Annotated in this window: 26 protein-coding genes; 10 read left to right on the top strand and 16 right to left on the bottom strand. The window is 65.5% G+C overall.

Annotation, left to right across the window (positions count from 1 at the left end; all coding sequences use genetic code 11):
* Positions 1–6: 6 nt before the first annotated feature.
* Positions 7–492: a twin-arginine translocation pathway signal protein gene (locus DMX06_RS05545; RefSeq protein WP_110735389.1), complete on the bottom strand. Its 486-nt coding sequence runs from the start codon at positions 490–492 to the stop codon at positions 7–9.
* A 12-nt stretch (positions 493–504) separates the two neighbouring features.
* Positions 505–1,935, bottom strand: a complete 1,431-nt coding sequence (locus tag DMX06_RS05540; protein ID WP_110735387.1) for a coniferyl aldehyde dehydrogenase — start codon at positions 1,933–1,935, stop codon at positions 505–507.
* A 145-nt stretch (positions 1,936–2,080) separates the two neighbouring features.
* Here DMX06_RS05540 and DMX06_RS05535 point away from each other — a divergent pair, with 145 nt between their 5' ends.
* Together DMX06_RS05535 and DMX06_RS05530 are read left to right on the top strand one after the other, a co-directional pair.
* Positions 2,081–2,746: a TetR/AcrR family transcriptional regulator gene (locus tag DMX06_RS05535; protein WP_050707373.1), complete on the top strand. Its 666-nt coding sequence runs from the start codon at positions 2,081–2,083 to the stop codon at positions 2,744–2,746.
* Between the two features lie 35 nt (positions 2,747–2,781).
* Positions 2,782–3,636 (top strand): sulfurtransferase, encoded by an 855-nt coding sequence (locus DMX06_RS05530; RefSeq protein WP_110735385.1) that lies wholly within the window; start codon positions 2,782–2,784, stop codon positions 3,634–3,636.
* A gap of 104 nt (positions 3,637–3,740) precedes the next feature.
* Here the strand turns inward: DMX06_RS05530 and DMX06_RS05525 are convergent, their stop codons facing one another.
* From DMX06_RS05525 to DMX06_RS05510, 4 genes are read right to left on the bottom strand one after another with little or no spacing between them, the layout of a single operon-like run.
* Positions 3,741–4,733 carry a hydrolase gene (locus tag DMX06_RS05525; RefSeq protein ID WP_110735383.1) on the bottom strand — a complete coding sequence of 331 codons (993 nt, stop codon included), beginning with the start codon at positions 4,731–4,733 and terminating at the stop codon, positions 3,741–3,743.
* A gap of 60 nt (positions 4,734–4,793) precedes the next feature.
* The gene (gene rsmD, locus DMX06_RS05520; protein WP_110735381.1) at positions 4,794–5,408 is read right to left on the bottom strand and encodes a 16S rRNA (guanine(966)-N(2))-methyltransferase RsmD; all 615 of its coding nucleotides are present in this window, start codon (positions 5,406–5,408) and stop codon (positions 4,794–4,796) included.
* Positions 5,408–6,901 carry a M16 family metallopeptidase gene (locus tag DMX06_RS05515; RefSeq protein ID WP_110735379.1) on the bottom strand — a complete coding sequence of 498 codons (1,494 nt, stop codon included), beginning with the start codon at positions 6,899–6,901 and terminating at the stop codon, positions 5,408–5,410. The genes rsmD and DMX06_RS05515 overlap by 1 nt, the downstream gene beginning before the upstream one ends.
* Positions 6,894–8,249, bottom strand: coding sequence for a M16 family metallopeptidase (locus tag DMX06_RS05510; RefSeq protein WP_110735377.1), 1,356 nt, complete (start codon positions 8,247–8,249; stop codon positions 6,894–6,896). Before DMX06_RS05510 ends, DMX06_RS05515 begins: the two co-directional genes overlap by 8 nt.
* Before the next feature lie 234 nt (positions 8,250–8,483).
* Here DMX06_RS05510 and ftsY point away from each other — a divergent pair, with 234 nt between their 5' ends.
* The 4 genes from ftsY to rpoH all read left to right on the top strand — a co-directional run bounded on the left by ftsY (position 8,484) and on the right by rpoH (position 12,723).
* On the top strand, positions 8,484–10,064 hold the full coding sequence (gene ftsY / locus DMX06_RS05505; RefSeq protein ID WP_110735375.1) for a signal recognition particle-docking protein FtsY: 1,581 nt from the start codon (positions 8,484–8,486) through the stop codon (positions 10,062–10,064).
* Positions 10,061–10,732 (top strand): cell division ATP-binding protein FtsE, encoded by a 672-nt coding sequence (ftsE, locus tag DMX06_RS05500; RefSeq protein WP_011531723.1) that lies wholly within the window; start codon positions 10,061–10,063, stop codon positions 10,730–10,732. The genes ftsY and ftsE overlap by 4 nt, the downstream gene beginning before the upstream one ends.
* Entirely contained in the window at positions 10,729–11,757 is a 1,029-nt protein-coding gene (gene ftsX / locus DMX06_RS05495; protein WP_110735373.1) for a permease-like cell division protein FtsX, read from the top strand. Before ftsE ends, ftsX begins: the two co-directional genes overlap by 4 nt.
* 111 nt (positions 11,758–11,868) lie before the next feature.
* Positions 11,869–12,723: an RNA polymerase sigma factor RpoH gene (gene rpoH / locus DMX06_RS05490; protein ID WP_050707365.1), complete on the top strand. Its 855-nt coding sequence runs from the start codon at positions 11,869–11,871 to the stop codon at positions 12,721–12,723.
* Positions 12,724–12,807: 84 nt separating this feature from the next.
* Here rpoH and mtgA read toward each other — a convergent pair whose 3' ends face one another.
* Positions 12,808–13,518, bottom strand: coding sequence for a monofunctional biosynthetic peptidoglycan transglycosylase (mtgA, locus tag DMX06_RS05485; protein ID WP_028689133.1), 711 nt, complete (start codon positions 13,516–13,518; stop codon positions 12,808–12,810).
* 64 nt (positions 13,519–13,582) lie between these two features.
* Between mtgA and DMX06_RS05480 the strand changes: the two genes are divergently transcribed.
* From DMX06_RS05480 to trmB, 4 genes are all read left to right on the top strand, one after another.
* Positions 13,583–13,954: a DUF423 domain-containing protein gene (locus tag DMX06_RS05480; protein WP_110735371.1), complete on the top strand. Its 372-nt coding sequence runs from the start codon at positions 13,583–13,585 to the stop codon at positions 13,952–13,954.
* A 102-nt stretch (positions 13,955–14,056) separates the two neighbouring features.
* Entirely contained in the window at positions 14,057–14,257 is a 201-nt protein-coding gene (thiS, locus tag DMX06_RS05475; RefSeq protein ID WP_050707401.1) for a sulfur carrier protein ThiS, read from the top strand.
* Positions 14,258–14,310: 53 nt separating this feature from the next.
* Complete coding sequence (locus DMX06_RS05470; protein ID WP_110735369.1) at positions 14,311–15,123, top strand: thiazole synthase; 813 nt, start codon at positions 14,311–14,313, stop codon at positions 15,121–15,123.
* A gap of 9 nt (positions 15,124–15,132) precedes the next feature.
* Positions 15,133–15,855 (top strand): tRNA (guanosine(46)-N7)-methyltransferase TrmB, encoded by a 723-nt coding sequence (gene trmB / locus DMX06_RS05465; RefSeq protein WP_110735367.1) that lies wholly within the window; start codon positions 15,133–15,135, stop codon positions 15,853–15,855.
* 1,305 nt (positions 15,856–17,160) lie between these two features.
* On the opposite strand, the gene DMX06_RS05460 is transcribed toward trmB, so the two are convergent.
* From DMX06_RS05460 to DMX06_RS05420, 9 genes are all read right to left on the bottom strand, one after another.
* A complete protein-coding gene (locus DMX06_RS05460) occupies positions 17,161–17,487 on the bottom strand; it encodes a DUF3392 family protein (RefSeq protein WP_110735365.1) in 327 nt (108 codons plus the stop codon).
* 9 nt (positions 17,488–17,496) lie between these two features.
* Positions 17,497–18,675: a radical SAM family heme chaperone HemW gene (gene hemW, locus DMX06_RS05455; RefSeq protein WP_181427782.1), complete on the bottom strand. Its 1,179-nt coding sequence runs from the start codon at positions 18,673–18,675 to the stop codon at positions 17,497–17,499.
* The gene (rdgB, locus tag DMX06_RS05450) at positions 18,672–19,268 is read right to left on the bottom strand and encodes an RdgB/HAM1 family non-canonical purine NTP pyrophosphatase (RefSeq protein WP_110735361.1); all 597 of its coding nucleotides are present in this window, start codon (positions 19,266–19,268) and stop codon (positions 18,672–18,674) included. Before rdgB ends, hemW begins: the two co-directional genes overlap by 4 nt.
* Entirely contained in the window at positions 19,265–19,699 is a 435-nt protein-coding gene (locus DMX06_RS05445) for a DUF4426 domain-containing protein (protein WP_028689126.1), read from the bottom strand. The genes rdgB and DMX06_RS05445 overlap by 4 nt, the downstream gene beginning before the upstream one ends.
* A 25-nt stretch (positions 19,700–19,724) precedes the next feature.
* Positions 19,725–20,345, bottom strand: a complete 621-nt coding sequence (gene metW, locus DMX06_RS05440) for a methionine biosynthesis protein MetW (protein WP_011531735.1) — start codon at positions 20,343–20,345, stop codon at positions 19,725–19,727.
* 7 nt (positions 20,346–20,352) lie between these two features.
* Positions 20,353–21,492 carry a homoserine O-succinyltransferase MetX gene (gene metX, locus DMX06_RS05435; protein ID WP_050707359.1) on the bottom strand — a complete coding sequence of 380 codons (1,140 nt, stop codon included), beginning with the start codon at positions 21,490–21,492 and terminating at the stop codon, positions 20,353–20,355.
* Between the two features lie 88 nt (positions 21,493–21,580).
* Positions 21,581–22,171, bottom strand: coding sequence for a YggT family protein (locus tag DMX06_RS05430; RefSeq protein ID WP_110735359.1), 591 nt, complete (start codon positions 22,169–22,171; stop codon positions 21,581–21,583).
* Positions 22,172–22,181: 10 nt separating this feature from the next.
* Positions 22,182–23,000: a pyrroline-5-carboxylate reductase gene (gene proC / locus DMX06_RS05425; protein ID WP_110735357.1), complete on the bottom strand. Its 819-nt coding sequence runs from the start codon at positions 22,998–23,000 to the stop codon at positions 22,182–22,184.
* 38 nt (positions 23,001–23,038) lie between these two features.
* Positions 23,039–23,725, bottom strand: coding sequence for a YggS family pyridoxal phosphate-dependent enzyme (locus DMX06_RS05420; RefSeq protein WP_110735355.1), 687 nt, complete (start codon positions 23,723–23,725; stop codon positions 23,039–23,041).
* Positions 23,726–23,735: the final 10 nt, after the last annotated feature.

Below are 23,735 nucleotides of genomic sequence, written 5' to 3'. Positions count from 1 at the left end.
AGTGGGTCAGATCTTCGGCGGCCCTGGGTAGCCGCAAGCCGCCCAGGCCTCGGGGCGCTCATACCAGGCCATGAGCAGCAGTTGCAGCAGCGAGGCATGGCCCTGGCGCAGCAGGTTCAGCGAACTGTCCCGCCAGCGTTCGAGAAAGCGCTCCAGCTCACTGTTCGTGGCGTCGGCCCAGCCGCCCCAGATACCGGTCAGCGGCCCTCGGGTCAGGGGCAGGGTGAGCACGTCGAACAGTTGCCGGGTCAGCTTGAGCATGGCGGGCGACAGCGCCGCCAGCTTGTGGTCGAGGCTGTGCAGCACCAATTCGGTGGACGCCTGGGTACCTGCCAGCACGACGGGTACCAGGGCCTGCAACAGAGGCAGGTCGTCATCGCGCAGGACCTGATAACCGGGCGAGGCCTTCTGCGGCGAGCAGCCGACCAAACTGGTGGCGCCCAGGAACAGGCTGGCGCCGAAGCTGAACCTGAGCAGGTCGCGGCGATGCACAGGCGCCGGCACTCAGCGGATGAACAGCTTGTAGACCAGGCGCTGCAAGGCCTTGCCATAGGGCGGGTAGATCGTCTTGGCGGCATTGATACGCTGCTTGGCCAGCACGGCCTTGGCCTTGCTGAAGGTCAGGAAACCCTCGTGGCCATGGTAGTGGCCCATGCCGGACGGGCCGACGCCGCCGAACGGCAGGTCGTCCTGGGCCACGTGCAGCAGGGTGTCGTTGAGGCAGACGCCACCGGAGTGGGTCTCACGCAGTATCCGTGCCTGTTCGCCCTTGTCGTAGCCGAAGTAGTAGAGCGCCAGGGGCCGGGGACGCTGGTTGATATAGGCCAGGGCGTCGTCCAGGCGGTCGTAGGGCACAAGAGGCAGCAACGGGCCGAAGATCTCGTCCTGCATCACCTGCATGCTGTCGTTCACCTGCAGCAGCAGGTGCGGCGGCAGGTGGCGGCCCTGGCGGGGCTCGTCGGGGTAGAGGTCGACCACCTGGGCGCCTTGCTCGCGGGCATCGTCGAGCAGGCGGTTGAGGCGGGCGAGCTGGCGCTCGTTGATGATCGCGCTGTAGTCGGGGTTGTCGGTCAGGCGCGGATAGAAGCGGTGCACGGCATGCCGGTAGGCATCGGCGAAGGCGCCCAGGCGTTCGCGGGGCACCAGCACGTAGTCGGGGGCGACGCAGGTCTGCCCGGCATTGAGGGTCTTGCCGAAGGCAATGCGTTCGGCGGCGGTGTTCAGCGGCACATCGGCCGAGACGATGGCCGGCGACTTGCCGCCCAGCTCCAGGGTCACCGGGGTGAGGTTCTGCGCGGCTGCCAGCATCACGTGGCGGCCGACGCTGGTGGCCCCGGTGAACAGCAGGTGATCGAACGGCAGGCGGGCAAAGGCCTGGCCGACCTCCACCTCGCCCAGTACTACACTGACCAGGTCGCCGGGGAACACGCGCGCGAGCAGGTCCTTGATGGCCTGTCCGCTGGCGGGTGTGGACTCGCTGAGCTTGAGCATCACCCGGTTGCCGGCGGCCAGGGCCCCGGTCAGCGGGCCGATGGCGAGGAACAACGGGTAGTTCCACGGCACGATGATCCCCACCACCCCCAGTGGCTGGTACTGCACCCGCGCGCTGGCGGGCTGGAAGGCCAGGCCAACCTTGCGCCGTGAGGCGCGCATCCAGCGCCCCAGCTGTTTTTCCGCATCGCGCAGGCCGAGGACCGACGGCATCAGCTCGGCGATCAGGGTCTCGTCGCGGCTGCGGCCGCTGAAGTCGGCGTCGATGGTCGCGATCAGCGTCTCCTGCCCGGCCAGCAGCGCCTCGCGCAGGCTTTTCAGCCACTGCCGACGTTGCGCGGCCGGGGGCATCGGGTTGGCGGCGAAGGCCCGACGCAGGGCGTCGAACGTCGCTTGCAGGTCGAGGTCGGATTGCACAGGGGGGAGGACGGCAGGCGAGGTCATGGCGGCTCCGGGGATGATAATTGAATAGAGCATATACTCTAATTGGTACGATGGTGCACTATTTTTCACCTGGCCGGCGGTGCACCCGACCTGCGGGAAGCCGTAAGATGGGCCCGATCAATCAAGCTGGAGACTGGAGCTGAGCATGGCCCCGCGCATGAAGACCCGAGAGCGCATCGTGCAGAGCAGCCTGGAGCTGTTCAACCAGCAGGGCGAGCGTTGCGTCAGCACCAACCACATTGCCGCGCACATGGAGATCTCGCCCGGCAACCTGTACTACCACTTCCCCAACAAGCAGGCGATCATCGCCGTGCTGTTCAACCAGTACGAAGAGCTGGTCGACAGCTTCCTGCGTCCGCCCCAGGGCCGCATCGCCACTGTCGAGGACAAGCGCTTCTACCTCAAGGCGCTGCTGGCGGCGATGTGGAACTACCGTTTCCTGCACCGCGACCTGGAGCACCTGCTCGACAGCGACCCGGAGCTGGCCGCCCGTTACCGGCGCTTCTCGCGGCGCTGCCTGCTGCAGGGGCAGGCGATCTACCGGGGCTTCGTCGAGGCCGGCATCCTGAGCATGGATGGCCCGCAGATCGAGTCGCTGACCATCAACGCCTGGATCGTGCTGACCTCCTGGGTGCGTTTTCTCAGCACCACCCGCGAGCATTGCGCGCACCTGGGTGAAGAAGCGTTCATGCGCGGCGTCTATCAGGTGGTGGTGCTGGAACTGGGGTATGTCACCCCAGGCTCGCGAGCCGCGGTGCAGGCGTTGTGCGATGAGTTCCATGTCCCGTTCAACCAGGCCCTGGAGCAGTGATCCGGGGTCTTCGAGCCATTCATCAGGAGATTGTCATGCCCCTTGCGCAACTGATCACCCCGCAACAGCTGGCCGAACGCCTGGACGCGCCCGGCCTGGTGATCCTCGATTGCCGCTTTGCCCTGGAGGACGTCGACTACGGCCAACGCAGCTATGCCGAGGGGCATATCGCCGGGGCGCATTTCGCCGACCTCGAGCGTGACCTGAGCGGGCCGGTGGTCAAGGGCCGCACGGGGCGTCACCCGTTGCCCGATCCGCAGCGGCTGGTGGAACGCCTGCGCGAATGGGGCGTGGACAACGACAGCCAGGTGGTGCTCTACGACGACGGTCCCGGCGCCTTCGCCGCCCGCGCCTGGTGGCTGCTGGCCTGGCTGGGCAAGCGCGATGCGGTGTTCATTCTCGATGGCGGCCTGAAGGCCTGGCATGCCGCCCATCTGCCGTTGAGCCTGGACCCGCCCGTGCGTCGCGAGGGGACGTTCAGCGGCGAGCCGGACATGAAGCTGCTGATCGACGCCACGCACCTGGGCAAGCGCCTGGACGATCCGGCGCTGACCCTGATCGATGCCCGCGGGCTGGCGCGTTTTCGTGGCGAGGTGGAGCCGATCGACCCGGTGGCCGGGCACATTCCGGGCGCCCAGTGCGCGGCATTCACCGACAACCTTGACGCTGACGGGCGTTTCCTGCCGGCTGACACGCTGAAGCAGCGTTTTGCCGAAAAGCTGGCTGGCCGTTCACCGCAGGACCTGGTGGCCTATTGCGGCTCTGGCGTGACCGCATGCCACAATCTGTTTGCCCTGGCGCTTGCGGGGTACCCGCTGGGGCGGTTGTATGCCGGGTCGTGGAGTGAGTGGATCAACGATTCGCAGCGCGGCGTGGCCACTGGCGATTGATTGATAACGTGGGAGCGGGCTTGCCCCGCGATGGGCTGGCGATGCCATCGCGGGGCAAGCCCGCTCCCACGAAGCCCACCCTGAGCCATATTCCTGGGAGGGGACTAGGGCCCGTCCATCAGCCATTGCGGAATCCGCCGCTCCAGGTAATACCCCGGATTGCGCAGGCTACCCTCGACGAACCCCACATGACCACCGCGCTTGTGCAGTTCGAACTGCGTCAGTGGCGCCAGTTCGTCCGCAGCCGGCAAGCTATGACCGAACACGAACGGATCATCGGCAGCATGGATGATCAGCGTCGGCGTGCGGTTCTCTCCCAGGTAATAGCGGCTGGACGCCCGGCGGTAGTAGTCATGGGCATCGCTGAAGCCATTGAGCGGCGCGGTCACCTTGCCATCGAAGTCCCAGAAGGTACGCAGGTTATGCAACGGCCCCAGGCGTTCGAGGGTCGCCAGCCCCTCATGGTGCCCCTTGTCCTTGAAGTGCCGCTGCTTGTCCTGCACGTATGCCAGCATCGCGCGCATGAAATGCGCCTGGTAGATCTTCGAGAATCCCAGGCCGATGCGGTCGGCGCACTGGTCCAGGCGAAATGGCACCGACACCGCCACCGCCGCTTCCAGTTGGCTGGCTGAGCCACTTTCCCCCAGGTATTTGAGCAGCACATTGCCGCCCAGCGAGTAGCCCACGGCATACAGCGGCGCCAGGGGCCGCTGCGCTCGCAGGTGGCGGATGGTCTCGGCCAGGTCTTCGCTGGCGCCGGAGTGGTAGCTGCGCGCCAGCAGGTTCGGCTCGCCCGAGCAGCCGCGCCAGTTCACCGCGACGCTGGCCCAGCCACGCCCCTGCAAGGCAAGTTGCAAGCCTTTGACGTAGGGCGAGCTGGACGAGCCGGTGAGGCCATGGAGCACCAGCACCAGCGGCGTGTCGGGCTGGTGTGGCCCGTGCCAGTCGAGGTCGAGGAAGTCGCCGTCGGCCAGCCACAGGCGCTCGCGGTTGCGTGGCAGGTCCGGGAGTTTGCGCCAGAGAGGCCCCCACAGTGTCTGCAGGTGGGGGTTGGACAGGCCGGCGGCCGGGCGGAAGGTGGCAGTGAGGCTGGGCATGCTGGGCGACTCGTGATGTGCCAGCCTAGAGTGCCATGAAACATCGCCGTTGTACCTGCGCTATTGGTCGGTGCCCGCTCGTTGCCACAATGCGTAGTGCACCTGGCCGGTCTTCTTCTCGCGATGCAGGCGCCAGTTGCCCGGCATCGACAGCGAGGAGGGCACGGCTTCGCTTTCGGTGTAGATCCACGCCTGCTCGCGCAGCCACTGGCCCTGCTCCAGCAGGTTGCAGGTGTTGGCCAGCAGGTCCTGGTGGAACGGCGGGTCGAGGAACACCACGTCGAACTGCTGCTTGGCCGGGCCTTGCAGGTAGCGCAGGGCGTCGGTCTGCAGGATCTGCCCGCGCGGGCAGCGCAGCAGCTCGAGGTTGTTCTTGAGATTGGCGATGGCGGCCGGGTTGCTGTCCAACGCTACTGCGTTCTCGGCGCCCCGGGACAAAGCCTCCAGCACCAGCGCGCCGCTACCGGTGAAGGCATCGAGCACCAAGGCGCCTTCGATATGCGGCGCCAGCCAGTTGAACAGGGTCTCGCGCACGCGATCGGGTGTCGGCCGCAGGCCTTCGCCATCCGGCACGGCCAGGCGGCGGCTGCGCCACTCGCCGGCGATGATGCGCAGTTGGCCGGGGCCCTTGCTGGCGCCCGGTGCCGGGCGCGCTGGGGTGTTGGGTCTTGCCATTAGTGCTCCGGTACGCCGAGCGGCTGCTCGGCGGGTTTGTCAGTGGGGGCCGGCAGGGGCTGCTGGGCTACCTTCGGGCCGACGGTGACGATCACCAGCTTGTCCGCCGCGAGGTGCTTGTTCATGGCGGCCTTGACCTGCTCGACGGTCAGCGCCTGGGACTGCTGCATGAAGTCTTCCAGCCAGCTCAGCGGCAGGTTGTAGAAGCCGATCGCGCCCAGCTGGCCGACGATGCTGGCATTGCTGGCGTTGGACAGCGGGAAGCTGCCGGCCAGCTCGCGTTTGGCATCGTCCAGCTCCTGCTGGGTCGGGCCGCTCTTGAGGTAGTCGGCAAGGATATCCCGGACCAGCTTGAGCGTGCCCTCGCTGAGCTCGGCGCGGGTCTGCAGGTTGATCATGAACGGGCCGCGCACCTGCATCGGGCTGAACACCGAGTACACGCCGTAGGTCAGGCCGCGCTTTTCGCGCACTTCGCTCATCAGGCGGGTGCCGAAGGCGCCGCCACCGAGGATCTGGTTGCCCAGCGACAGGGCCGGCCAGTCCGGATCGTTACGGTCGATGCCCAGCTCGGCCAGCATCAGGTGGGTCTGCTTGGACGGGAAGTCGATATGAGTCTGGCCCGGCTTGGGCTCGACAGGCTGCTCGGGCTTGGCCAGGGCCGGGCCCTTGGGCAGGCCGGCGGAGACCTGGGCGGCAATGGCTTCGGCTTCGCTGCGGCTGAGGTCGCCGACCAGGGCGATCACCGCGTTGCCGGCAGCATAAGCCTTGGCGTGGAAGCCGCGCAGCTGTTCCAGGGTAATGCCCGGGATGGTTTCGGCGGTGCCGTCGCTGGGGCTGGCGTAGGGGTGTTTGCCGTAGAGGTTGGCGAACAGGGTCTTGCCGGCGATCTTGCCCGGGTTCTGCTTCTCGTACTCGAAACCGGCCAGCAGCTGGTTCTTGATGCGTTTCAGAGCATCCTCGGGGAAGGCCGGCTGGCCCACCACCTCGGTGAACAGCCTCAGCGCCGGCTCGCGCTTGTCGCTGGCGCTGAGGCTGCGCAGCGACGCCACGGCCATGTCGCGGTACGAACCGTTGCCGAAGTCGGCGCCAAGGCCTTCGAAGCCTTCGGCGATGGCGGTGACGTCCTTGCCGGCCACGCCCTCGTTGAGCATGGCGTTGGTCAGGGTGGCAAGGCCCGGGGTGCCGCCGTCCTGGCTGCTGCCGGCGGCGAAGGTCACGCGCAGGTCGAACATCGGCAGCTCGCGGGCCTCGACGAACAGCACGCGGGCGCCTTCGGCGGTGGTCCAGTTTTGGATGTTCAGCTGGCGCCGGCTGGGGGCCTTGCCGTCAAGTTCGGCCAGCGATTGCAGGGTGTTGGCCGGGCGGGCCGCGGTGTCTGCCTTGCCTTGGCTGTCGGACTGGGCCGGGCGCGCCAGCAGCGCGGCGACGGCCACCACCAGCACGATGATCGCCAGGCCGAACAGGGTGTAGCGCGGTGCGCTGCGATCACTCATGAGCGGACTCCTCGGGCAGTACATGGGCAACGCTCAGGCGTTCGCGGGTGAAATAGGTGCGGGCGGCGGCCTGGATGTCCTGCGGGGTCACGCGCTTGAGGTCGTCGAGCTCGCTGTCGATCAGTTTCCAGGACAGGCCGACGGTCTCCAGCTGGCCGATGGTGGTGGCCTGGCTGCTGATGGAGTCGCGGTCGTAGACCAGGCCGGCGATCACCTGGGCGCGTACGCGTTCGAGTTCCTCGGCGGTTGGTGGCGTGGTCTTGAGCTCGTCGAGCAACTGCCAGATGCCTTTTTCCACTTCGGCCAGGGACTTGTGTTTCTGCACGTTGGGCGTGGCCGAGATCATGAACAGGCTGTCGCCGCGGGTGAAGGCGTTGTAGCTGGACGAGGCACCGGCCACCAGCTCCTGGCCGCGCTCCAGGCGCGCCGGCATGCGGGCGCTGTAGCCGCCGTCGAGCAGGGCCGAGATCAGGCGCAGGGCGTTGACGTTGCGCGGGTCCTTGGCCGTGGCCAGGGCGGGCACGTTGAAGCCGTAGACCAGGCTGGGCAGTTGCGTGCGCAGGTGCAGGGTGAGCTGGCGCAGGCCCGGCTCGGCCAGCTCCAGCGGCAGCTTGCTCGGCGGCACGGCGCGTTTGGGGATGGGGCCGAAGTACTTCTGCGCGAGGGCCTTCACCTCGTCGGGCTTCACGTCGCCGACCACCACCAGGGTGGCGTTGTTCGGCGCGTACCAGGACTCGTACCAGTGGCGCAGTTCCTCGACCTTCATGCGTTCGAGGTCGGCCATCCAGCCGATGGTCGGGGTGTGGTAGCCGCTGGCCGGGTAGGCCATGGCGCGGAACAGCTCGAAGGCCTTGGCGTTGGGCTGGTCGTCGGTGCGCAGGCGGCGTTCTTCCTTGATCACCTCTATTTCGCGGCTGAACTCGTCGGCCGGCAGGCGTAGGCTGGCCAGGCGGTCGGCTTCCAGCTCGAAGGCCACCGGCAGGCGGTCGCGGGCCAGCACCTGGTAGTAGGCGGTGTAGTCGTCGCTGGTGAAGGCGTTCTCCTCGGCGCCGAGATCGCGCAGGATGCGCGAGGCCTCGCCGGGGCCGAGTTTGGCGCTGCCCTTGAACATCATGTGTTCCAGGGCATGGGACAGACCGGTCTGGCCCGGCGTCTCGTAGCTGGAGCCGACCTTGTACCAGATCTGCGAAACCACCACCGGTGCACGGTGATCCTCGCGCACGACCACCTTCAGGCCGTTGTCGAGGATGAATTCGTGGGTGGGTTGCACATCGGCGGCGAAGGCCGCCAGCGGCAGGCACAGCGTGCCGAGCAACAGGCCAGCGGCGCGGCGGGCTAGAGCATTCATACGGTGTTCAACCTGTTCGGCGGCCCGCTTGGGTTTAGCGTCGGCGGGCCAGGAGGTGCTAGGATACTGATCCGGTTGCCTGGCGACCATGCCTGTCGCCGTTCTGGCCCGCAGGCCCTTACGACAAAACGTTGCGCATGAACCCGCTGGCTTCACAGTAGTCTGTTCTGCGTGACTCAAGAATTCCCGATGCGCCACTGCTGGCGCATCGCTACCCTGAGATAGCCGTCTTCCATGTTTGGTTCCAACGACGACAAAAAAGCGCCGGCCGCGGCTGGCGAGAAGAAAGGCCTGTTCAGCTGGTTCCGCAAGAAGCCGGAGCAACCTGTCGCCGAACAGCCGCAAGCCCCCCAACCGCCCGTCGAGGCGCCGGTGGTACAGCAGCCTCCTGGCGAGCAGCCCGCTCCGCTGGCCGAGGCACCCCAGCCCGCGCCGGAAAGCGTGCAGGTCGAGCCCGAGCCGGTTGTTCCACAGGTGGTGCAACCCACCCAGGTGGTCGAAGCCGCTCAGCCTGTGCCGGCGGAAGTCCCGGTCGAGCCTGCCTTGGTGGTCGAGGCTGAGCCTGTTGTTCAGGTACAGGCGCCGCAGGCTCCTGTGGCAGAGGGCTTGCCCGCGCATGCAACTGACCTGCCGGCAGTCGAGGCCGAGCCAACGCCAGCTACCCCCGTGAGCAACCTGGTGCTGCCGGTCGCGGAAGAGCCGGTTGCATTGGTGCCGGACCTCGAACCCAAGGCGCCGCCGGTCATTCCCGAGCGCCCGGCCCCTGAGGTGGTGGTGCCCGAGCCCGCCCCGGTGGTGGTTGCCCCTGTGGTCGAGCCTGAACCAGAAGTGCCTGTCGCTCCGGCTGCCGTCGATCCTGCGCCAGTCGCCGCCGAGCCTGCCAAACAGGGCTTCTTCGCCCGCCTCAAGCAGGGCCTGTCGAAGACCAGCGCCAGCATCGGCGAAGGTATGGCCAGCCTGTTCCTGGGCAAGAAGGTCATCGACGACGACCTGCTCGACGAGATCGAGACCCGCCTGCTGACCGCTGACGTCGGCGTCGAGGCCACCTCGACCATCGTCCAGAACCTGACGCAGAAGGTCGCCCGCAAGCAGCTGGCCGACGCCGACGCCCTGTACAAGTCGCTGCAGGACGAGCTGGCCGCCTTGCTGCGTCCGGTCGAGCAGCCGCTGAAGATCGAGGCGCAGAGCAAACCCTACGTGATCCTGGTAGTCGGCGTGAACGGCGCCGGCAAGACCACCACCATCGGCAAGCTGGCCAAGAAGCTGCAGCTCGAAGGCAAGAAGGTCATGCTGGCCGCCGGCGACACCTTCCGCGCTGCGGCGGTGGAGCAGTTGCAGGTCTGGGGTGAGCGCAACCAGATCCCGGTAATCGCCCAGCACACCGGCGCCGACTCGGCCTCGGTAATCTTTGACGCCGTGCAGGCCGCCAAGGCCCGGGGCGTCGATGTGCTGATCGCCGACACCGCCGGTCGCCTGCACACCAAGGACAACCTGATGGAAGAGCTGAAGAAGGTCCGTCGGGTGATCGGCAAGCTCGACGCCGAGGCGCCCCACGAGGTGCTGCTGGTGCTCGACGCCGGTACCGGGCAGAACGCCATCAGCCAGGCCAAGTACTTCAACCAGAGCGTCGAGCTGACCGGCCTGGCCCTGACCAAGCTGGACGGCACCGCCAAGGGCGGTGTCATCTTCGCCCTGGCCAAGCAGTTCAACATCCCGATCCGCTTCATCGGTGTGGGCGAGGGTATCGACGACCTGCGCACCTTCGAGGCCGAACCCTTCGTCAAGGCGCTGTTCGCCGAGCGGGAACCTTCATGATCCGATTCGAACAGGTAGCCAAGCGCTATCCCAACGGCCACGTCGGCCTGCACGAACTGAGCTTCCGGGCGCGTCGTGGCGAGTTCCTGTTCGTCACCGGCCACTCCGGCGCCGGCAAGAGCACCCTGCTGCGCCTGCTGTTGGCCATGGAGCGTCCGACCAGCGGCAAGCTGCTGCTGGCCGGGCAGGACCTGGGCCAGATCAGCAACGCACAGATCCCGTTCCTGCGCCGGCAGATCGGCGTGGTGTTCCAGAACCACCAGTTGCTGTTCGACCGCACGGTGTTCAACAACATCGCGCTGCCGCTGCAGATTCTCGGGCTGTCCAAGGCCGAGATCGCCAAGCGTGTGGACTCGGCGCTGGAGCGCGTGTCGTTGAGCGACAAAGGTGAGTTGTTCCCGGCCGACCTGTCGACCGGCCAGCAGCAGCGGGTCGGCATCGCCCGCGCCATCGTTCACCAGCCCGCCTTGCTGTTGGCGGACGAGCCCACCGGCAACCTCGACCCGCGCCTGGCCGCGGAGATCATGGGCGTGTTCGAGGACATCAACCGCCTGGGCACCACGGTGTTGATCGCCAGTCACGACCTGGCGCTGATCGCGCGCATGCGCCACCGCATGCTGACGCTGCAACGCGGCCGCTTGATCGGCGATGGGGAGGCCGGGCAATGAGCACCACACGTACACCAAAGGTTTCCGAGCGCGTCGCGCCCAAGGCCGCCGACCCGCAACCGGCGAAGAAGAAGCGCGGCGATCACGACGATGACGGCCCGGACTTGCGCACCCTGCTGCACGCCTGGCTGGAAAGCCACCGCGCCAGCCTGGCCGACAGCCTGCGCCGCCTGGGCAAGCAGCCGATCGGCAGTTTCTTCACCTGCCTGGTGATGGCCGTGGCGCTGAGCATGCCCATGGGCCTGTCGCTGCTGCTCAAGAACGTCGAGAAACTCGGCGGTTCCTGGCAGCGCGCGGCGCAGATCTCGCTGTACCTCAAGCTCGACGCCAGCAGCCGCGATGGCGAGGCCCTGCGTGACGAGATCAAGGGCATGCCGGGCGTCGCCGAGGCCCAGTACGTCAGCCGCGAGCAGGCACTGGAAGAGTTCCAGCAGCAGTCGGGTCTGGGCGAGGCGCTGCGCGAGCTGCCGGACAACCCGCTGCCGGGCGTTGTGGTGGTGACCCCGATCGAGGTCGACAAACCCGCCCTGGAAACCTTGCGTCAGCGTCTGTCCGAGCTGCCTCGGGTGGAAGCGGCGCAACTGGACCTGGTGTGGGTCGAGCGCCTGGCGGCGATCCTCAAGCTGGGTGACCGGTTCGTCTTCGGCCTGGCGGTGATGCTGATTTCCGCTCTGCTGTTAGTAATCGGTAACACAATTCGTCTACATATCGAAAACCGCCGGGTCGAGATCGAAGTGATCAAGCTCGTCGGTGGCACCGACAGCTACGTACGCCGGCCTTTCCTGTACATGGGCGCGCTGTACGGCCTGGGTGCGGGCGTGCTGGCCTGGGGCATCCTGGCGTTCGGCCTGAACTGGCTGAATGACGCGGTGGTCGGGCTGTCCGGTCTGTACGGCAGTGATTTCGCCCTGGGTGGCGTACCGGCCTCCGATGGTCTTTCACTCTTGATCGGGGCGGTGCTGTTGGGGTATATCGGTGCATGGATCGCCGTCGCTCGTCACCTGAACGAGCTGGCACCGCGATAAATGTTTCATGGCCAGTATTGACAAATTTTTCATTCTGGAACTTGTACAACGGTTCCTTGTCTATGCTGGCAGTGCCCACAAGGCACGAGTCTGTAAGCCGGAGGTACTTGAATGACCACATCGTTGCAACCTGCCTATGCCCTGGTTCCCGGTGCAAACCTGGAAGCCTACGTGCACACGGTCAACAGCATCCCCTTGCTGTCGCCGGAGCAGGAGCGTGATCTGGGCGAGCGTCTCTACTATGAGCAGGATCTTGAGGCCGCTCGTCAAATGGTGATGGCCCACCTGCGTTTCGTCGTACACATCGCCCGTAGCTACGCAGGCTACGGACTGGCCCAGGCCGACCTGATCCAGGAAGGCAACGTCGGCCTGATGAAGGCGGTGAAGCGTTTCAACCCGGAAATGGGCGTGCGTCTGGTGTCCTTCGCGGTGCACTGGATCAAGGCCGAGATCCACGAGTTCATCCTGCGCAACTGGCGCATTGTCAAGGTGGCCACCACCAAGGCCCAGCGCAAGCTGTTCTTCAACCTGCGCAGCCAAAAGAAGCGTCTGGCCTGGTTGAACAATGACGAAGTGCATCGCGTGGCGGAAAGCCTCGGCGTCGAGCCCCGTGAAGTGCGCGAGATGGAAAGCCGCCTGAGCGGCCAGGACATGGCCTTCGACCCGGCGGCCGAAGCCGACGACGACAGCGCCTTCCAGTCACCCGCGCATTACCTGGAAGACCACCGCTACGACCCGGCCGTGCAACTGGAAGACGCCGATTGGAGCGATAACTCCACCAGCAACCTGCATGAAGCGCTGCAAGGCCTGGACGATCGCAGCCGCGATATCCTCTATCAGCGCTGGCTGGCCGAGGAAAAGGCCACGCTGCATGAGCTGGCTGAGAAGTACAGCGTTTCGGCCGAGCGTATTCGCCAGCTGGAGAAGAACGCGATGAACAAGGTCAAGGCACTGATCGCGATCTGATCGGCGCCTGGCTGGAGTGAAAAAGCCGCTGTTCTCGCAAGAGACAGCGGCTTTTTCGTATGTTGTAGAGCGTGGGGGCGCGCCTCAAAGCCTACGCGAAGTATCCAGCTGCATCAGGTAGCTCGGCCCGCCCAGCTGGCTCATCTGCCGGCGAATCCAGCCCGCCCGGCTCGCCACATAGGCACTTGGCCGACTGGCACTCCACTTGATCGGGCTAGGCAGCACCGCGGCGAGCTGGGCGGCCTGTTGTCGCGTCAGGCGGCTGGCGTCCACGCCGAAGTGATAGCGTGCCGCGGCCTGGGCACCGAACACGCCCTTGCCCCATTCGGCGCTGTTCAGGTAGACCTCGAGAATCCGCTCCTTTGACCAGAACAGCTCGATCAGCGCGGTGAACCAGGCCTCCAGCCCCTTGCGCAGCCAGCTGCGCCCGGACCACAGGAACAGGTTCTTGGCCACCTGCTGGGTCAGGGTACTGGCGCCACGCACTTTGCCACCACGCTCGTTGTAGGCCAGCGCCGCCTGGATCGCCGGGATGTCGAAGCCCCAATGGCTGGCAAACTTCTGGTCCTCGCCGGCGATGACCGCGACCTTGAGCTCGTCGGAGATGTCCTCCCAGGGCGTCCAGTCGCGTTGCAGGTCGATGGGCTCGCCGCTGAACCACGACTCTACCTTGCGCTCGACCATCAGCGCGGTGCCGGGCGGTGGAACCCAGCGCAGCACCAGGACCACGGCGGCGCTGCCGGCGGCGAACCAGAGTAGGGCGCGGGAAAGGCGGCGCAGAAGAGATGACAGCATGGTGATGGCTTGGCCGGACCGTTGGAACGGGCCATTATACAGACCCCTCCCGAGGAGTCGTCCCATGCTTCGCAGCTTCCTGATGCTCGCCGCGTTCTTCGGCTTTACTGGCGTCGCCCTCGGCGCCTTCGCCGCCCATGGCCTGAAGAGCCGTCTCAGCGCCGACTACCTGGCGATCTTCCATACCGGCGTGACCTACCAGCTGGTGCACGCCCTGGCGATCCTCGGTGTGGCGGTGCTGTCGGCGCACCTGCCGGGGCGCCTGGTCGGCTGGGCCGGCGGTCTGTTCGCCGTGGGTATCGTGCTGTTCTCCGGTAGCCTCTACGTACTGACCCTGAGCGGCCTGGGCAAGCTTGGCATGATCACTCCGCTGGGCGGCCTGTGCTTGCTCGCCGGCTGGCTGTGCCTGGGCCTGGCCGCCTGGCGCCTGGGCTGACCGAACGGTCCACAATCGCGACTAATGGCGCGCATCGCCCTTGGGTTGCGGGGTGGATCGGCGCTAGAATGCGGGCCCCAAAGAACAATGGTGGCCGTGCGCATGCGCATTCAATTGAACGGTGAACCTTACGAACTGCCCGAGGGCGAGAGCGTCGCGGCGCTGCTGGGCCGGCTGGAGCTGGCCGGTCGCCGGGTGGCGGTGGAACTGAACCTGGACATCGTGCCGCGCAGCCAGCACGAGAGCACGCGATTGAGCGAAGGCGACCAGGTCGAAGTGGTTCATGCCATTGGCGGTGGTTGAGCGCGTCCCGCCGATTCATCCAGAAGCCCCGTAACCTTTCCAGAGGAACATCGATGAGCAACGTTCGCAGCGACAAGCCTTTCGTCCTGGCCGGGCGCACTTTCCAGTCGCGCCTGCTGGTCGGCACCGGCAAGTACCGTGACATGGAGGAAACCCGTCTGGCCACCGAGGCCTCGGGTGCCGAAATCGTCACCGTGGCCGTGCGTCGCACCAACCTCGGCCAGAACGCGGGCGAGCCGAACCTGCTCGATGTGCTGTCGCCCGACAAGTACACCATCCTGCCGAACACGGCGGGCTGCTTCGACGCGGTCGAGGCGGTGCGTACCTGCCGCCTGGCCCGTGAGCTGCTCGACGGCCACAAGTCCCACGAAAAGCGGACGCTGGTGAAGCTGGAAGTGCTGGCCGACCAGAAGACCCTGTTCCCCAATGTAATCGAAACCCTCAAGGCCGCCGAAGTGCTGGTCAAGGACGGCTTCGATGTAATGGTCTACACCAGCGATGACCCGATCATCGCCCGCCAGCTGGCCGAAGCCGGCTGCATCGCCGTCATGCCGCTGGCCGGCCTGATCGGTACCGGCCTGGGTATCTGCAACCCCTACAACCTGCAGATCATCCTCGAGGAATCCAAGGTGCCGGTGCTGGTCGATGCCGGCGTGGGGACCGCCTCCGACGCCACCATCGCCATGGAGATGGGCTGCGAGGCGGTGCTGATGAACTCGGCCATCGCCCACGCCCAGCAGCCGGTGCTGATGGCCGAGGCCATGAAGCACGCCATCCTTGCCGGCCGCATGGCGTATCTCGCCGGGCGCATGCCGAAGAAACTCTATGCCAGCGCGTCCTCGCCGCTGGAAGGTCTGATCAAGTAAGAGCCCCAGATGACTGAATCGCAAGAAACGCCGATCACCGAAGACGGCGAAGCCCGCCCGCACCGCCGCATCAAGAGCTTCGTGATGCGTGCCGGGCGCATGACCGAAGGCCAGCAACGCGGCCTGGAGCAGGGCGGTCCGCTGTTCATCCTGCCGCTGACCGACAGCCCGGTGGACTACGACCAGGTGTTCGGTCGTTCGGCGCCGCGCACCCTGGAGATCGGCTTCGGCATGGGCCATTCGCTGCTGGAAATGGCCGCCGCCTCGCCCGAGCTGGACTTCATCGGTGTCGAAGTGCACCGTCCGGGTGTCGGCGCACTGCTCAACGGCGTGCTGACCCAGGGCCTGAAGAACCTGCGGGTATACGACTGCGACGCCATCGAAGTGCTCAACCGCTGCGTGGCCGACAACAGCCTCGATCGCCTGATGCTGTTCTTCCCGGACCCTTGGCACAAGGCGCGTCACCACAAGCGCCGGATCGTTCAGCTGGAGTTCGCCGAGCTGGTGCGCCGCAAACTCAAGCCCGGTGGTGTGTTCCACATGGCGACCGACTGGGAGCCCTATGCCGAATACATGCTGGAAGTGATGAGCGCAGCGCCCGGCTATCGCAACCAGGCGGCTGATGGCGCCTACGTGCCGCGCCCGCAAGAGCGTCCGATCACCAAGTTCGAGCGCCGCGGTGAGCGCCTTGGGCATGGGGTGTGGGATCTGAAGTTCGAGAAGGTGGACTGAGCCAAGTTCGTTCGGCGCTGACCTTCAAACCTGCGAAATGGCAGGTACAAAAAAACCGCCTTTAGAAGGGCGGTTTTTTTATGCGGGCTTCGGGTTACGAATCCTTGGCCTGCGTGTTTCAGTTTCACTGGAGACAGTTCACGGTTCAAATACTAGGGTTGCCTGGAGATCGCGTCAATCGTGGAAATATCCAGCATTACGTGTGACTTGGCGAGTAACAGCTTCACCATTCCAGTTGGCGTAAGATCGCGCCGCTCTCATGTGATTTTTTCCAGTGTCGGGCCGGGAACAAATTCAATCCGTTGTCTCGCCCCCTTCGACGCGGCCCACGAACCGCGCCGGTGAAGTTTTCGAAGGGCCACTCACCTGGCCACTTCACTGGAGATGGTTCACGCGATTTCCGAAGGCGTTGAAGTGCCGGTCAGACGCTGGAAGATTGGCCCAGCCAACACGGAGGCCAAGGCATATGAGGCGTTTGCTGAATACGCTGAGCCGCGTCTGGAAGCTGGTTCGGATCCTGATCGTTTTCAGGACCGCCAGGGACTTCCTGCGCGATCACTTTGACGATGCCCGCTAAGGGTTAGTCGGGTGAGAAGCCGCCCTGGCTCGCCAGGGCGGCTTTTAGCAAGCGCTCAGCCCCGCCGATCAGCCGCCCCGGCAATCAACACCAGCACCTTGGAAGACATCGGCAGGGCGCCAGCCAGGTCTGCCTGCAGCCAAAAAAAACCGCCTAGCTAAAGGCGGCTTTTTTATGCGGGCTTCGGGTTACGAATCCTCAGCCTGTGCATTTCAAGCGTCACTGGAGACCACCCACAAACGCGATACTAGGAGTACTCGTGGAGTGCGTCAATCACGGAAATATCAGGCATCAAGTGTGACTGAGCAGGTAACAGCCTTGAACCTTTCGCTGTCGTAAGATTGCCCCGCTCTCATGGGGGAATTTCCAGTGGCGGGCCGGGAAGCGAATTCGTTCTGCTGTCTCGGCCCCTTCGACGCGGCCTACGAACCGCGCCGGCAGAGTTTCGAAGGGCCATCTACCCAGCCACTTCACTGGAGACCACCCCACATGATCTCCGAAGGTGTCGAAGTGCCGGTTAGACGCTGGAAGATTGGCCCAGCCAACACTGAGGCCAAGGCATATGAAGCGTTTGCTGAATACGCTGAGCCGTGTCTGGAAGCTGGTTCGGATCCTGATCGTTTTCAGGACCGCCAGGGACTTCCTGCGCGATCACTTTGACGATGCCCGCTAAGGGTTAGTCGGGTGAGAAGCCGTCCTGGCTCGCCAGGGCGGCTTTTAGCAAGCGCTCAGCCCCGCCGATCAGCCACCACGCCAATCAACACCAGCACCACCAGCAGTACCGGCGCCAGCGCATAGTTGTTGAACTGCCCCAGCCCCTTCACGACCCATGGCGTCGCATAGATCAGTGCCGCGCCGCTGCCGATCATCACCAGCAACGCCATGAACGGCACCCGCAGGGCACCGGCCAGGCCGCCCAGGCGGCCCTCCACCCAGCCCTTGATATCGGTGCCGAACAGCACCAGCAGGCAGCCCACCAGGGCCAGCGAGATTTCCGACAGGTTGCTGCGGCTCCAGCGGGAAACGGTCGAGAGCAGGTCAAGTACCAGGTCCATGGGTCATCCTTAATTCAAGAAGTACTGCAGCAGGTCGTTGAGGAACAGCTGGCCACGCGGCGTGGCTGCCAGCCGATCCGGTTCGACCCGCAAAAGGCCCTTTTGTTCGGCTTCACGGCGGGCTTCGGCCAGTTGTGCCAGGGGCAGGCCGGTGCGTAGGCTGAACAGTTCGGCCTCCACGCCGTCGGTGAGGCGCAGGGCGTTCATCAGGAACTCGAAGGGTAGCTCATCGGCCGGCAGCAGCTTCTCGCCGGCCTTGAACGGCTTGGACGGGTTCAGGTAGTCCTTGGGCAGGCGGGTCTTCCAGGTGCGCAGGATGCGTCCGTCGGGGAACGACAGCTTGCCATGGGCGCCGGCACCGATGCCGATGAAGTCGCCGAAGCGCCAGTAGTTCAGGTTGTGCCGCGCGGCACGACCGGCCTGGGCGTAGGCCGAGACTTCGTACTGGCGGTAACCGTGGTCGGCCATCAGCGCCTGGCCGGCTTCCTGGATATCCCAGAGGATGTCGTCCGCGGGCAGTTCAGGTGGCTGGTTCCAGAACACCGTGTTCGGCTCTACCGTCAGCTGGTACCAGGACAGGTGCGTCGGCGCCAGTTCGATGGCCTGGCGCAGGTCGCCCAGGGCGTCGTCGAGCGACTGGTCCGGCAAACCGTGCATCAGGTCCATGTTGAAGTTGTCGAAGCCTGCCGCACGGGCCATGTCGGCGGCGCGCACCGCTTCGGCACCATTGTGGATGCGCCCGAGCTTCTCGAGCTTGGCGGGCTGGAAACTCTGCACGCCGATGGACAGACGGTTGATGCCGGTCTGCCGGTAGGCCTTGAACTTCTCCTGCTCGAAGGTGCCCGGGTTGGCTTCGAGGGTGATCTCGATGTCCGGGGCGAACGGGATGCGTTGCTCGACGCCACGCAGCAGGCGACCCAGTGCATCGGCGCTGAACAGGCTGGGAGTGCCGCCGCCGAAGAAGATCGTGCTGATGAAGCGGCCCTGGACGGCAGGCAGCTCCTGGTCGAGGTCGGCCAGCAGGGCGTCGATGTATTCGGCTTCAGGCAGCTTCGGGCCGGCCTGGTGCGAGTTGAAGTCGCAGTACGGGCACTTGCGCACGCACCAGGGAATATGGATGTACAGCGACAGCGGCGGGAGCTCGGGAAGGATCAGGCCCGCCGGTTGCACGAACAGCTTTTCGGTCATGCCAGGCCCAGACGTTGACGCAGCAGGGCCATGGCGCGGGCGCGGTGGCTGAGCTGGTTCTTGTCGACCGGGGCGAGGTCGGCGCTGGAGCACTGGCGCTCCGGGACCCAGAACAGCGGGTCGTAGCCGAAGCCGTGCTCACCGCTGGCCTCGAACAGGATGCTGCCGTGCCACAGGCCTTCGCAGAGGATCGGCAACGGGTCGTCGGCATGCCGTACCAGGGCCAGGACGCAGACGAACTGCGCGCCGCGCTGGTCTTCAGGCACGTCCTTGAGCGCTTCGAGCAGCTTGGCGTTGTTAGCCGCGTCGCCCTTGCCGTCGGCGTAGCGCGCCGAGTAGATGCCCGGCGCGCCGCCGAGGAAGTCCACCGCCAGGCCCGAGTCGTCGGCCAGCGCCGGCAGGCCGGAGATGCGTGCGGCATTGCGCGCCTTGAGGATGGCGTTCTCGACGAACGACAGGCCGGTCTCTTCCGGCTCCACCTGGCTGAATTCGCCGATCGAACGCAGGTGCACGGACTCGCCGAGCATGGCCTGCAGTTCCTTGAGCTTGCCGACGTTATGGCTAGCCAATACGAGTTGCGTAAGATTCATCATTCGCCTGGGAACACTTCCTGGTTGAAGCTGAGTTTATGGCTGACACCGCCGGTTTCGACGTTGATGTCGAAGGTGACGGTCTCGGCCTGGTCGATCTTGAACTGGGCGATGTAGTAGACCGCGCCCTGATCGGTGATCTGCTTGAACGACAGCGGGTTGCTGCGCCCGGTCAGGTCCTTCACCGTACCGCTGACCACCGCTGTCGAAGGCTTTTCGGCCTTGAGCACGGCGATGTTGAGCACGCCCTGGTTCTTGCTGCGGGTCAGGCCCGTGGCGGCGGCGATGTCCGGTTGCAGCATGCTCGAGGTGAAGGCGCTGTAGTGGACCGTCACATCGCCGAAGACTTCCTTGCGTTCCGGCTTGGCGGCATCGGCAGCCAGCACCGGCAAGGCCAGGCACAGGCTGATCAGAAACAGTGCTAGTCGACGCATGATCCCATTCCTCCGTTCGCGAGAGTCAGACCGCGAGTTGATGCTCCTGCAGGCCCGGGCTGCTGACCCGATAGATACCGATCTCACCTAGAAGATTAGGCCATAGCCGCCCGCCCAACCCGTTACGGTGCAGACGGTCGACGGCCAGGCGGTCGAGGACCTTGGCGTGACGCTCATGGCACAGGTTCTCGAAGTCTTCGAAGGTGCAGAAGTGGATGTTCGGGGTGTTGTACCAGGTATACGGCATGAAGTCCGAAACCGGCATGCGACCCTTGGTCGCCAGGTACCAGCGGCAGCGCCAGTGGCCGAAATTGGGGAAGGTGATGATGCACTGGCGGCCCACCCGCAGCATCTCGTCGAGGATCCGGTCGGGGTACTCCACGGCCTGCAGGGCCTGGGTCATGACCACCACGTCGAAACTGTTGCTGGCGAAGTTGCCCAGGCCCTTGTCCAGGTCCTGCTCAATGACGTTGACACCCTTGGCCACACAGGCGGCGATGTTGTCGGCGTCGATCTCCAGGCCATAGCCGGTGACATTCTTGCGCTCGCGCAAGGAGGCCAGCAGTTCGCCGTTGCCGCAGCCCAGGTCGAGGACCCGGCTGCCGGCGGGGATCCAGTCTTGGATGATTTCCAGGTCGGCTCTCATGCTGTCCTCAGAGGGCGATGCGGTTCATGTAGTTCGCGAAACCCTGCATGTAGCGGGGCGTCGGGATGAGGAAGGCGTCGTGGCCGTAGGGCGAGTCGATGTCCAGGTAGCAGACGTTCTTGCGCGCGGCCATCAGGGCGTCGACGATCTCCCGCGAGCGGGCCGGCGAGAAGCGCCAGTCGGTGGTGAACGACATGATGCAGTAGTCCGCCGTGACATGGGCCAGGGTCGCGGCCAGGTCGCCGCCATGGGCCGCGGCCGGGTCGAAGTAGTCCAGCGCCTTGGTCATCAGCAGGTAGGTGTTGGCGTCGAAGCGGCCGGAGAACTCCTCGCCCTGGTAGCGCAGGTAGCTCTCGACCTGGAACTCGACGCTGTGGAAGTCGTAGTTGAGCTTGTCGCTCTTGAGCTCGCGACCGAATTTCTCGCCCATCGAGTCGTCGGACAGGTAGGTGATGTGGCCGACCATGCGTGCCAGCATCAGGCCGCGCTTGGGGATCACGCCCTGGTCCTGGAACGAGCCGCCGTGGAACTCGGGGTCGGTGAGGATGGCCTGGCGCGCCACTTCGTTGAAGGCGATGTTCTGCGCCGACAGCTTGGGCGCCGAGGCGATATCCACGCAGTGACGCACGCGGTCCGGGTAGGTGATGGTCCACTGCAGGGCCTGCATGCCGCCGAGGCTGCCACCGACGATGGCGGCCCAGGTCTGTACACCTAAGCGGTCGGCCAGGCGCGCCTGGCTGTGCACCCAGTCCTCCACGGTCAGTACCGGGAAATCGGCGCCGTAGGGCTTGCCGGTGGCCGGGTTGAGGCTGCTGGGACCAGTGCTGCCGTTGCAGCCACCCAGGTTGTTCAGACTGACCACGAAGAAGCGGTTGGTGTCGATCGGCTTGCCGGGGCCGATGCAGCTGTCCCACCAGCCCGGCTTGCGGTCGGTGGCGGCATGGTAGCCGGCGGCATGGTGATGGCCGGACAACGCATGGCAGATCAGCACGGCATTGCTGGCGGCGGCGTTGAGGGTGCCATAGGTTTCGTAGATGAGCTCGTACGAGGCCAGGGAGCGGCCACAAGCCAGGGCCAGCGGTTCATCGAACCGGGCAATCTGCGGTGTTACCAGACCGACGGAATCTTCGGGAAGGACAGTGGACATCGACCCTGCTCACGCTTGACGGAGGCGTAAGTCTAAAGAGCGCTACCCCCAGCGGCAAGCAAAGGCTTGCCGCTGGATGCAGGGCGGGTCAGATCATCCGCCACAGCTCTTGTGGCATGCCGGCGTAGGCCGCCAGCTGGGGCATCAGGAACGACTGGATCACCTGGATGGCGATGAAGGCGAAGATCGGCGAAATGTCCATGCCGCCGAGGTTCGGCACCAGGCGGCGGAACGGCGCCAGCACCGGCTCGCTGATCTGGTAGGCCAGTTCGGCGGCCGGGTTGTGGCTGTTCGGCGCGACCCACGAGACGATGACCATGACGATCATTGCCACCCAGAAGATCTTCAGGAACAGCGAGGTGATGCCCAGGATCGACCACATCAGCAGGTGCAGTATGTCGCCGAAGGTGCCGTAGGTGACCATCAGCACGAAGGCCATCAGCAGCGCCTGGATCAGGATCGACAGCAGCAGCGAGGAGGTGTCCAGGCCGGCGACGCTGGGGACCACCCGGCGCAGCGGCTTGAGCAGCGGCTGGGTGGCGCGCACGGCGAACTGGCTCAGCGGGTTGTAGAAGTCGGCCTTGACCAGCTGCAGCACGAAGCGCAGCAGGACGATCACCAGGTACAGGCTGACCAGGGTTTGCACCACGAAGATCGCGGCGCCGGACAATGCATTCATCAATGGCTCCTTATTTGCCCAGTTGTTCGGCCAGTTCGGCGGAACGTTTCGCCGCGGCCTGAAGTGCCTGCTCGACGATCGCCTCGAAACCGCTGGCCTGGAACGACTTGATCGCCGCTTCAGTGGTGCCGGCCGGCGAGGTTACGCGGCGGCGCAGCTCGGCGGCGTCGACGTCGCTGGCAACCGCCATGCGGGCGGCGCCCAGGGCGGTCTGCAGGGTGAGTTGCGAGGCGGTTTCACGCGGCAGGCCGAGTTTCTCGCCGGCGGCGGTCATGGCTTCGATCAGCAGGAAGAAATAGGCCGGGCCGCTGCCGGAGACGGCGGTGACGGCATCCAGTTGTTGTTCTTCGTCCAGCCACAAGGCGGTGCCGACAGCCGATAGCAGCTGTTCGGCCTGCTGGCGCTGCTCGGTCGACACTTCCCCGGTGGCGTACAGGCCGCTGACGCCCTGACGCAGCAGCGCCGGGGTGTTGGGCATGCAGCGCACCACCGGGATCGCGCCCAGCCAGGCCTGCAGGCTGGCGCAGGTGATGCCGGCGGCGATGGACACCACCAGCTGGCCGGACTTCAGGTTCGGCTTCAGTGTTTCGCAGACCGCCTTCATGACCTGCGGCTTGACCGCCAGCACGATCACGTCCACGCCCTCGATGGCCTGGGCGTTGCTTTCGAAGGTTTCGATGCCGTGTTCGGCCTGGATCCGCGCGCGGGTTTCGGCACCCGGGTCGCTGGCGCGGATCTGCGCGGCGTCCAGGCCCTGGGCGCGCAGGCCGCCGATCAGGCTGGCGGCCATGTTGCCGGCACCGATAAAGGCAATACGAGTCTTGCTCATGTCAGGTCCTTGAGGGAAAGAGTGAGTTAAGCATGGATTCAGGGCTGTCCGTAGTCGCGGGCACCGAACAGGGCGGTGCCGATGCGGACCCAGGTCGCACCTTGGGCGATCGCGGCTTCCAGGTCATGGCTCATGCCCATCGACAGGGTGTCCAGGCCGAGGCCCAGCTGCTTCTGGAGCTGGCGCAAGATGGCAAAGGCGGCCTCCTGTTCAGCGCGGTCCTCGGTCGGCTCCGGAATCGCCATCAGGCCGCGCAGGCGCAGGCCGGGCAAAGCGTTCACCGCCTGGGCCAGGGCCGGCAGCTCGTCGGGCATGCAGCCGGACTTGCTGTCCTCGCCGCTGACGTTGACCTGCAGGCAGATGTTCAGCGGCGCCAGGCCAGCAGGGCGCTGCTCGGAGAGACGTTGGGCGATCTTCAGGCGGTCCACGGAATGTACCCAGTCGAAATGCTCGGCGATAGCCTTGGTCTTGTTCGACTGGATGGGGCCGATGAAGTGCCAGATCAAGGGCAGGTCGGAAAGCGCCTGTTGTTTTGTCAGGGCTTCCTGCAGGTAGTTCTCGCCCATATCGCGCAGCCCGGCGGCGTAGGCCTCGCGAATCGCGCTGGCGGGCTTGGTCTTGCTCACTGCCAGCAGCTGGATGCTGGCCGGGTCGCGTCCGGCGGCCCTGGCCGCGCTGTCGATGCGGGTGGCAATGGCGCCAATGTTGTCTGCTAGGGTGGACATGGTTCGTCGC

Source organism: Pseudomonas mosselii (assembly GCF_003205295.1).
Lineage (GTDB): Bacteria > Pseudomonadota > Gammaproteobacteria > Pseudomonadales > Pseudomonadaceae > Aquipseudomonas > Aquipseudomonas mosselii_B.
Note: the sequence above shows the minus strand (reverse complement) of the source record. Positions and strands in the feature narration are given on the sequence as shown.

What these genes read in the sequence shown, in the direction of transcription:
- DMX06_RS05525 (WP_110735383.1), bottom strand. Translation starts at nt 4,733, where the DNA reads ATGCCCAGCCTCACTGCCACCTTCCGCCCGGCCGCCGGCCTGTCCAAC.
- hemW (WP_181427782.1), bottom strand. Translation starts at nt 18,675, where the DNA reads ATGACCGAAAAGCTGTTCGTGCAACCGGCGGGCCTGATCCTTCCCGAG.
- DMX06_RS05480 (WP_110735371.1), top strand. Translation starts at nt 13,583, where the DNA reads ATGCTTCGCAGCTTCCTGATGCTCGCCGCGTTCTTCGGCTTTACTGGC.
- DMX06_RS05535 (WP_050707373.1), top strand. Translation starts at nt 2,081, where the DNA reads ATGGCCCCGCGCATGAAGACCCGAGAGCGCATCGTGCAGAGCAGCCTG.
- proC (WP_110735357.1), bottom strand. Translation starts at nt 23,000, where the DNA reads ATGAGCAAGACTCGTATTGCCTTTATCGGTGCCGGCAACATGGCCGCC.
- DMX06_RS05510 (WP_110735377.1), bottom strand. Translation starts at nt 8,249, where the DNA reads ATGAATGCTCTAGCCCGCCGCGCCGCTGGCCTGTTGCTCGGCACGCTG.
- DMX06_RS05470 (WP_110735369.1), top strand. Translation starts at nt 14,311, where the DNA reads ATGAGCAACGTTCGCAGCGACAAGCCTTTCGTCCTGGCCGGGCGCACT.
- DMX06_RS05430 (WP_110735359.1), bottom strand. Translation starts at nt 22,171, where the DNA reads ATGAATGCATTGTCCGGCGCCGCGATCTTCGTGGTGCAAACCCTGGTC.
- ftsE (WP_011531723.1), top strand. Translation starts at nt 10,061, where the DNA reads ATGATCCGATTCGAACAGGTAGCCAAGCGCTATCCCAACGGCCACGTC.
- rsmD (WP_110735381.1), bottom strand. Translation starts at nt 5,408, where the DNA reads ATGGCAAGACCCAACACCCCAGCGCGCCCGGCACCGGGCGCCAGCAAG.
- DMX06_RS05420 (WP_110735355.1), bottom strand. Translation starts at nt 23,725, where the DNA reads ATGTCCACCCTAGCAGACAACATTGGCGCCATTGCCACCCGCATCGAC.
- DMX06_RS05515 (WP_110735379.1), bottom strand. Translation starts at nt 6,901, where the DNA reads ATGAGTGATCGCAGCGCACCGCGCTACACCCTGTTCGGCCTGGCGATC.
- DMX06_RS05445 (WP_028689126.1), bottom strand. Translation starts at nt 19,699, where the DNA reads ATGCGTCGACTAGCACTGTTTCTGATCAGCCTGTGCCTGGCCTTGCCG.
- ftsY (WP_110735375.1), top strand. Translation starts at nt 8,484, where the DNA reads ATGTTTGGTTCCAACGACGACAAAAAAGCGCCGGCCGCGGCTGGCGAG.
- metW (WP_011531735.1), bottom strand. Translation starts at nt 20,345, where the DNA reads ATGAGAGCCGACCTGGAAATCATCCAAGACTGGATCCCCGCCGGCAGC.
- rpoH (WP_050707365.1), top strand. Translation starts at nt 11,869, where the DNA reads ATGACCACATCGTTGCAACCTGCCTATGCCCTGGTTCCCGGTGCAAAC.
- metX (WP_050707359.1), bottom strand. Translation starts at nt 21,492, where the DNA reads ATGTCCACTGTCCTTCCCGAAGATTCCGTCGGTCTGGTAACACCGCAG.
- DMX06_RS05530 (WP_110735385.1), top strand. Translation starts at nt 2,782, where the DNA reads ATGCCCCTTGCGCAACTGATCACCCCGCAACAGCTGGCCGAACGCCTG.
- DMX06_RS05540 (WP_110735387.1), bottom strand. Translation starts at nt 1,935, where the DNA reads ATGACCTCGCCTGCCGTCCTCCCCCCTGTGCAATCCGACCTCGACCTG.
- trmB (WP_110735367.1), top strand. Translation starts at nt 15,133, where the DNA reads ATGACTGAATCGCAAGAAACGCCGATCACCGAAGACGGCGAAGCCCGC.
- rdgB (WP_110735361.1), bottom strand. Translation starts at nt 19,268, where the DNA reads ATGATGAATCTTACGCAACTCGTATTGGCTAGCCATAACGTCGGCAAG.
- DMX06_RS05460 (WP_110735365.1), bottom strand. Translation starts at nt 17,487, where the DNA reads ATGGACCTGGTACTTGACCTGCTCTCGACCGTTTCCCGCTGGAGCCGC.
- ftsX (WP_110735373.1), top strand. Translation starts at nt 10,729, where the DNA reads ATGAGCACCACACGTACACCAAAGGTTTCCGAGCGCGTCGCGCCCAAG.
- thiS (WP_050707401.1), top strand. Translation starts at nt 14,057, where the DNA reads ATGCGCATTCAATTGAACGGTGAACCTTACGAACTGCCCGAGGGCGAG.
- mtgA (WP_028689133.1), bottom strand. Translation starts at nt 13,518, where the DNA reads ATGCTGTCATCTCTTCTGCGCCGCCTTTCCCGCGCCCTACTCTGGTTC.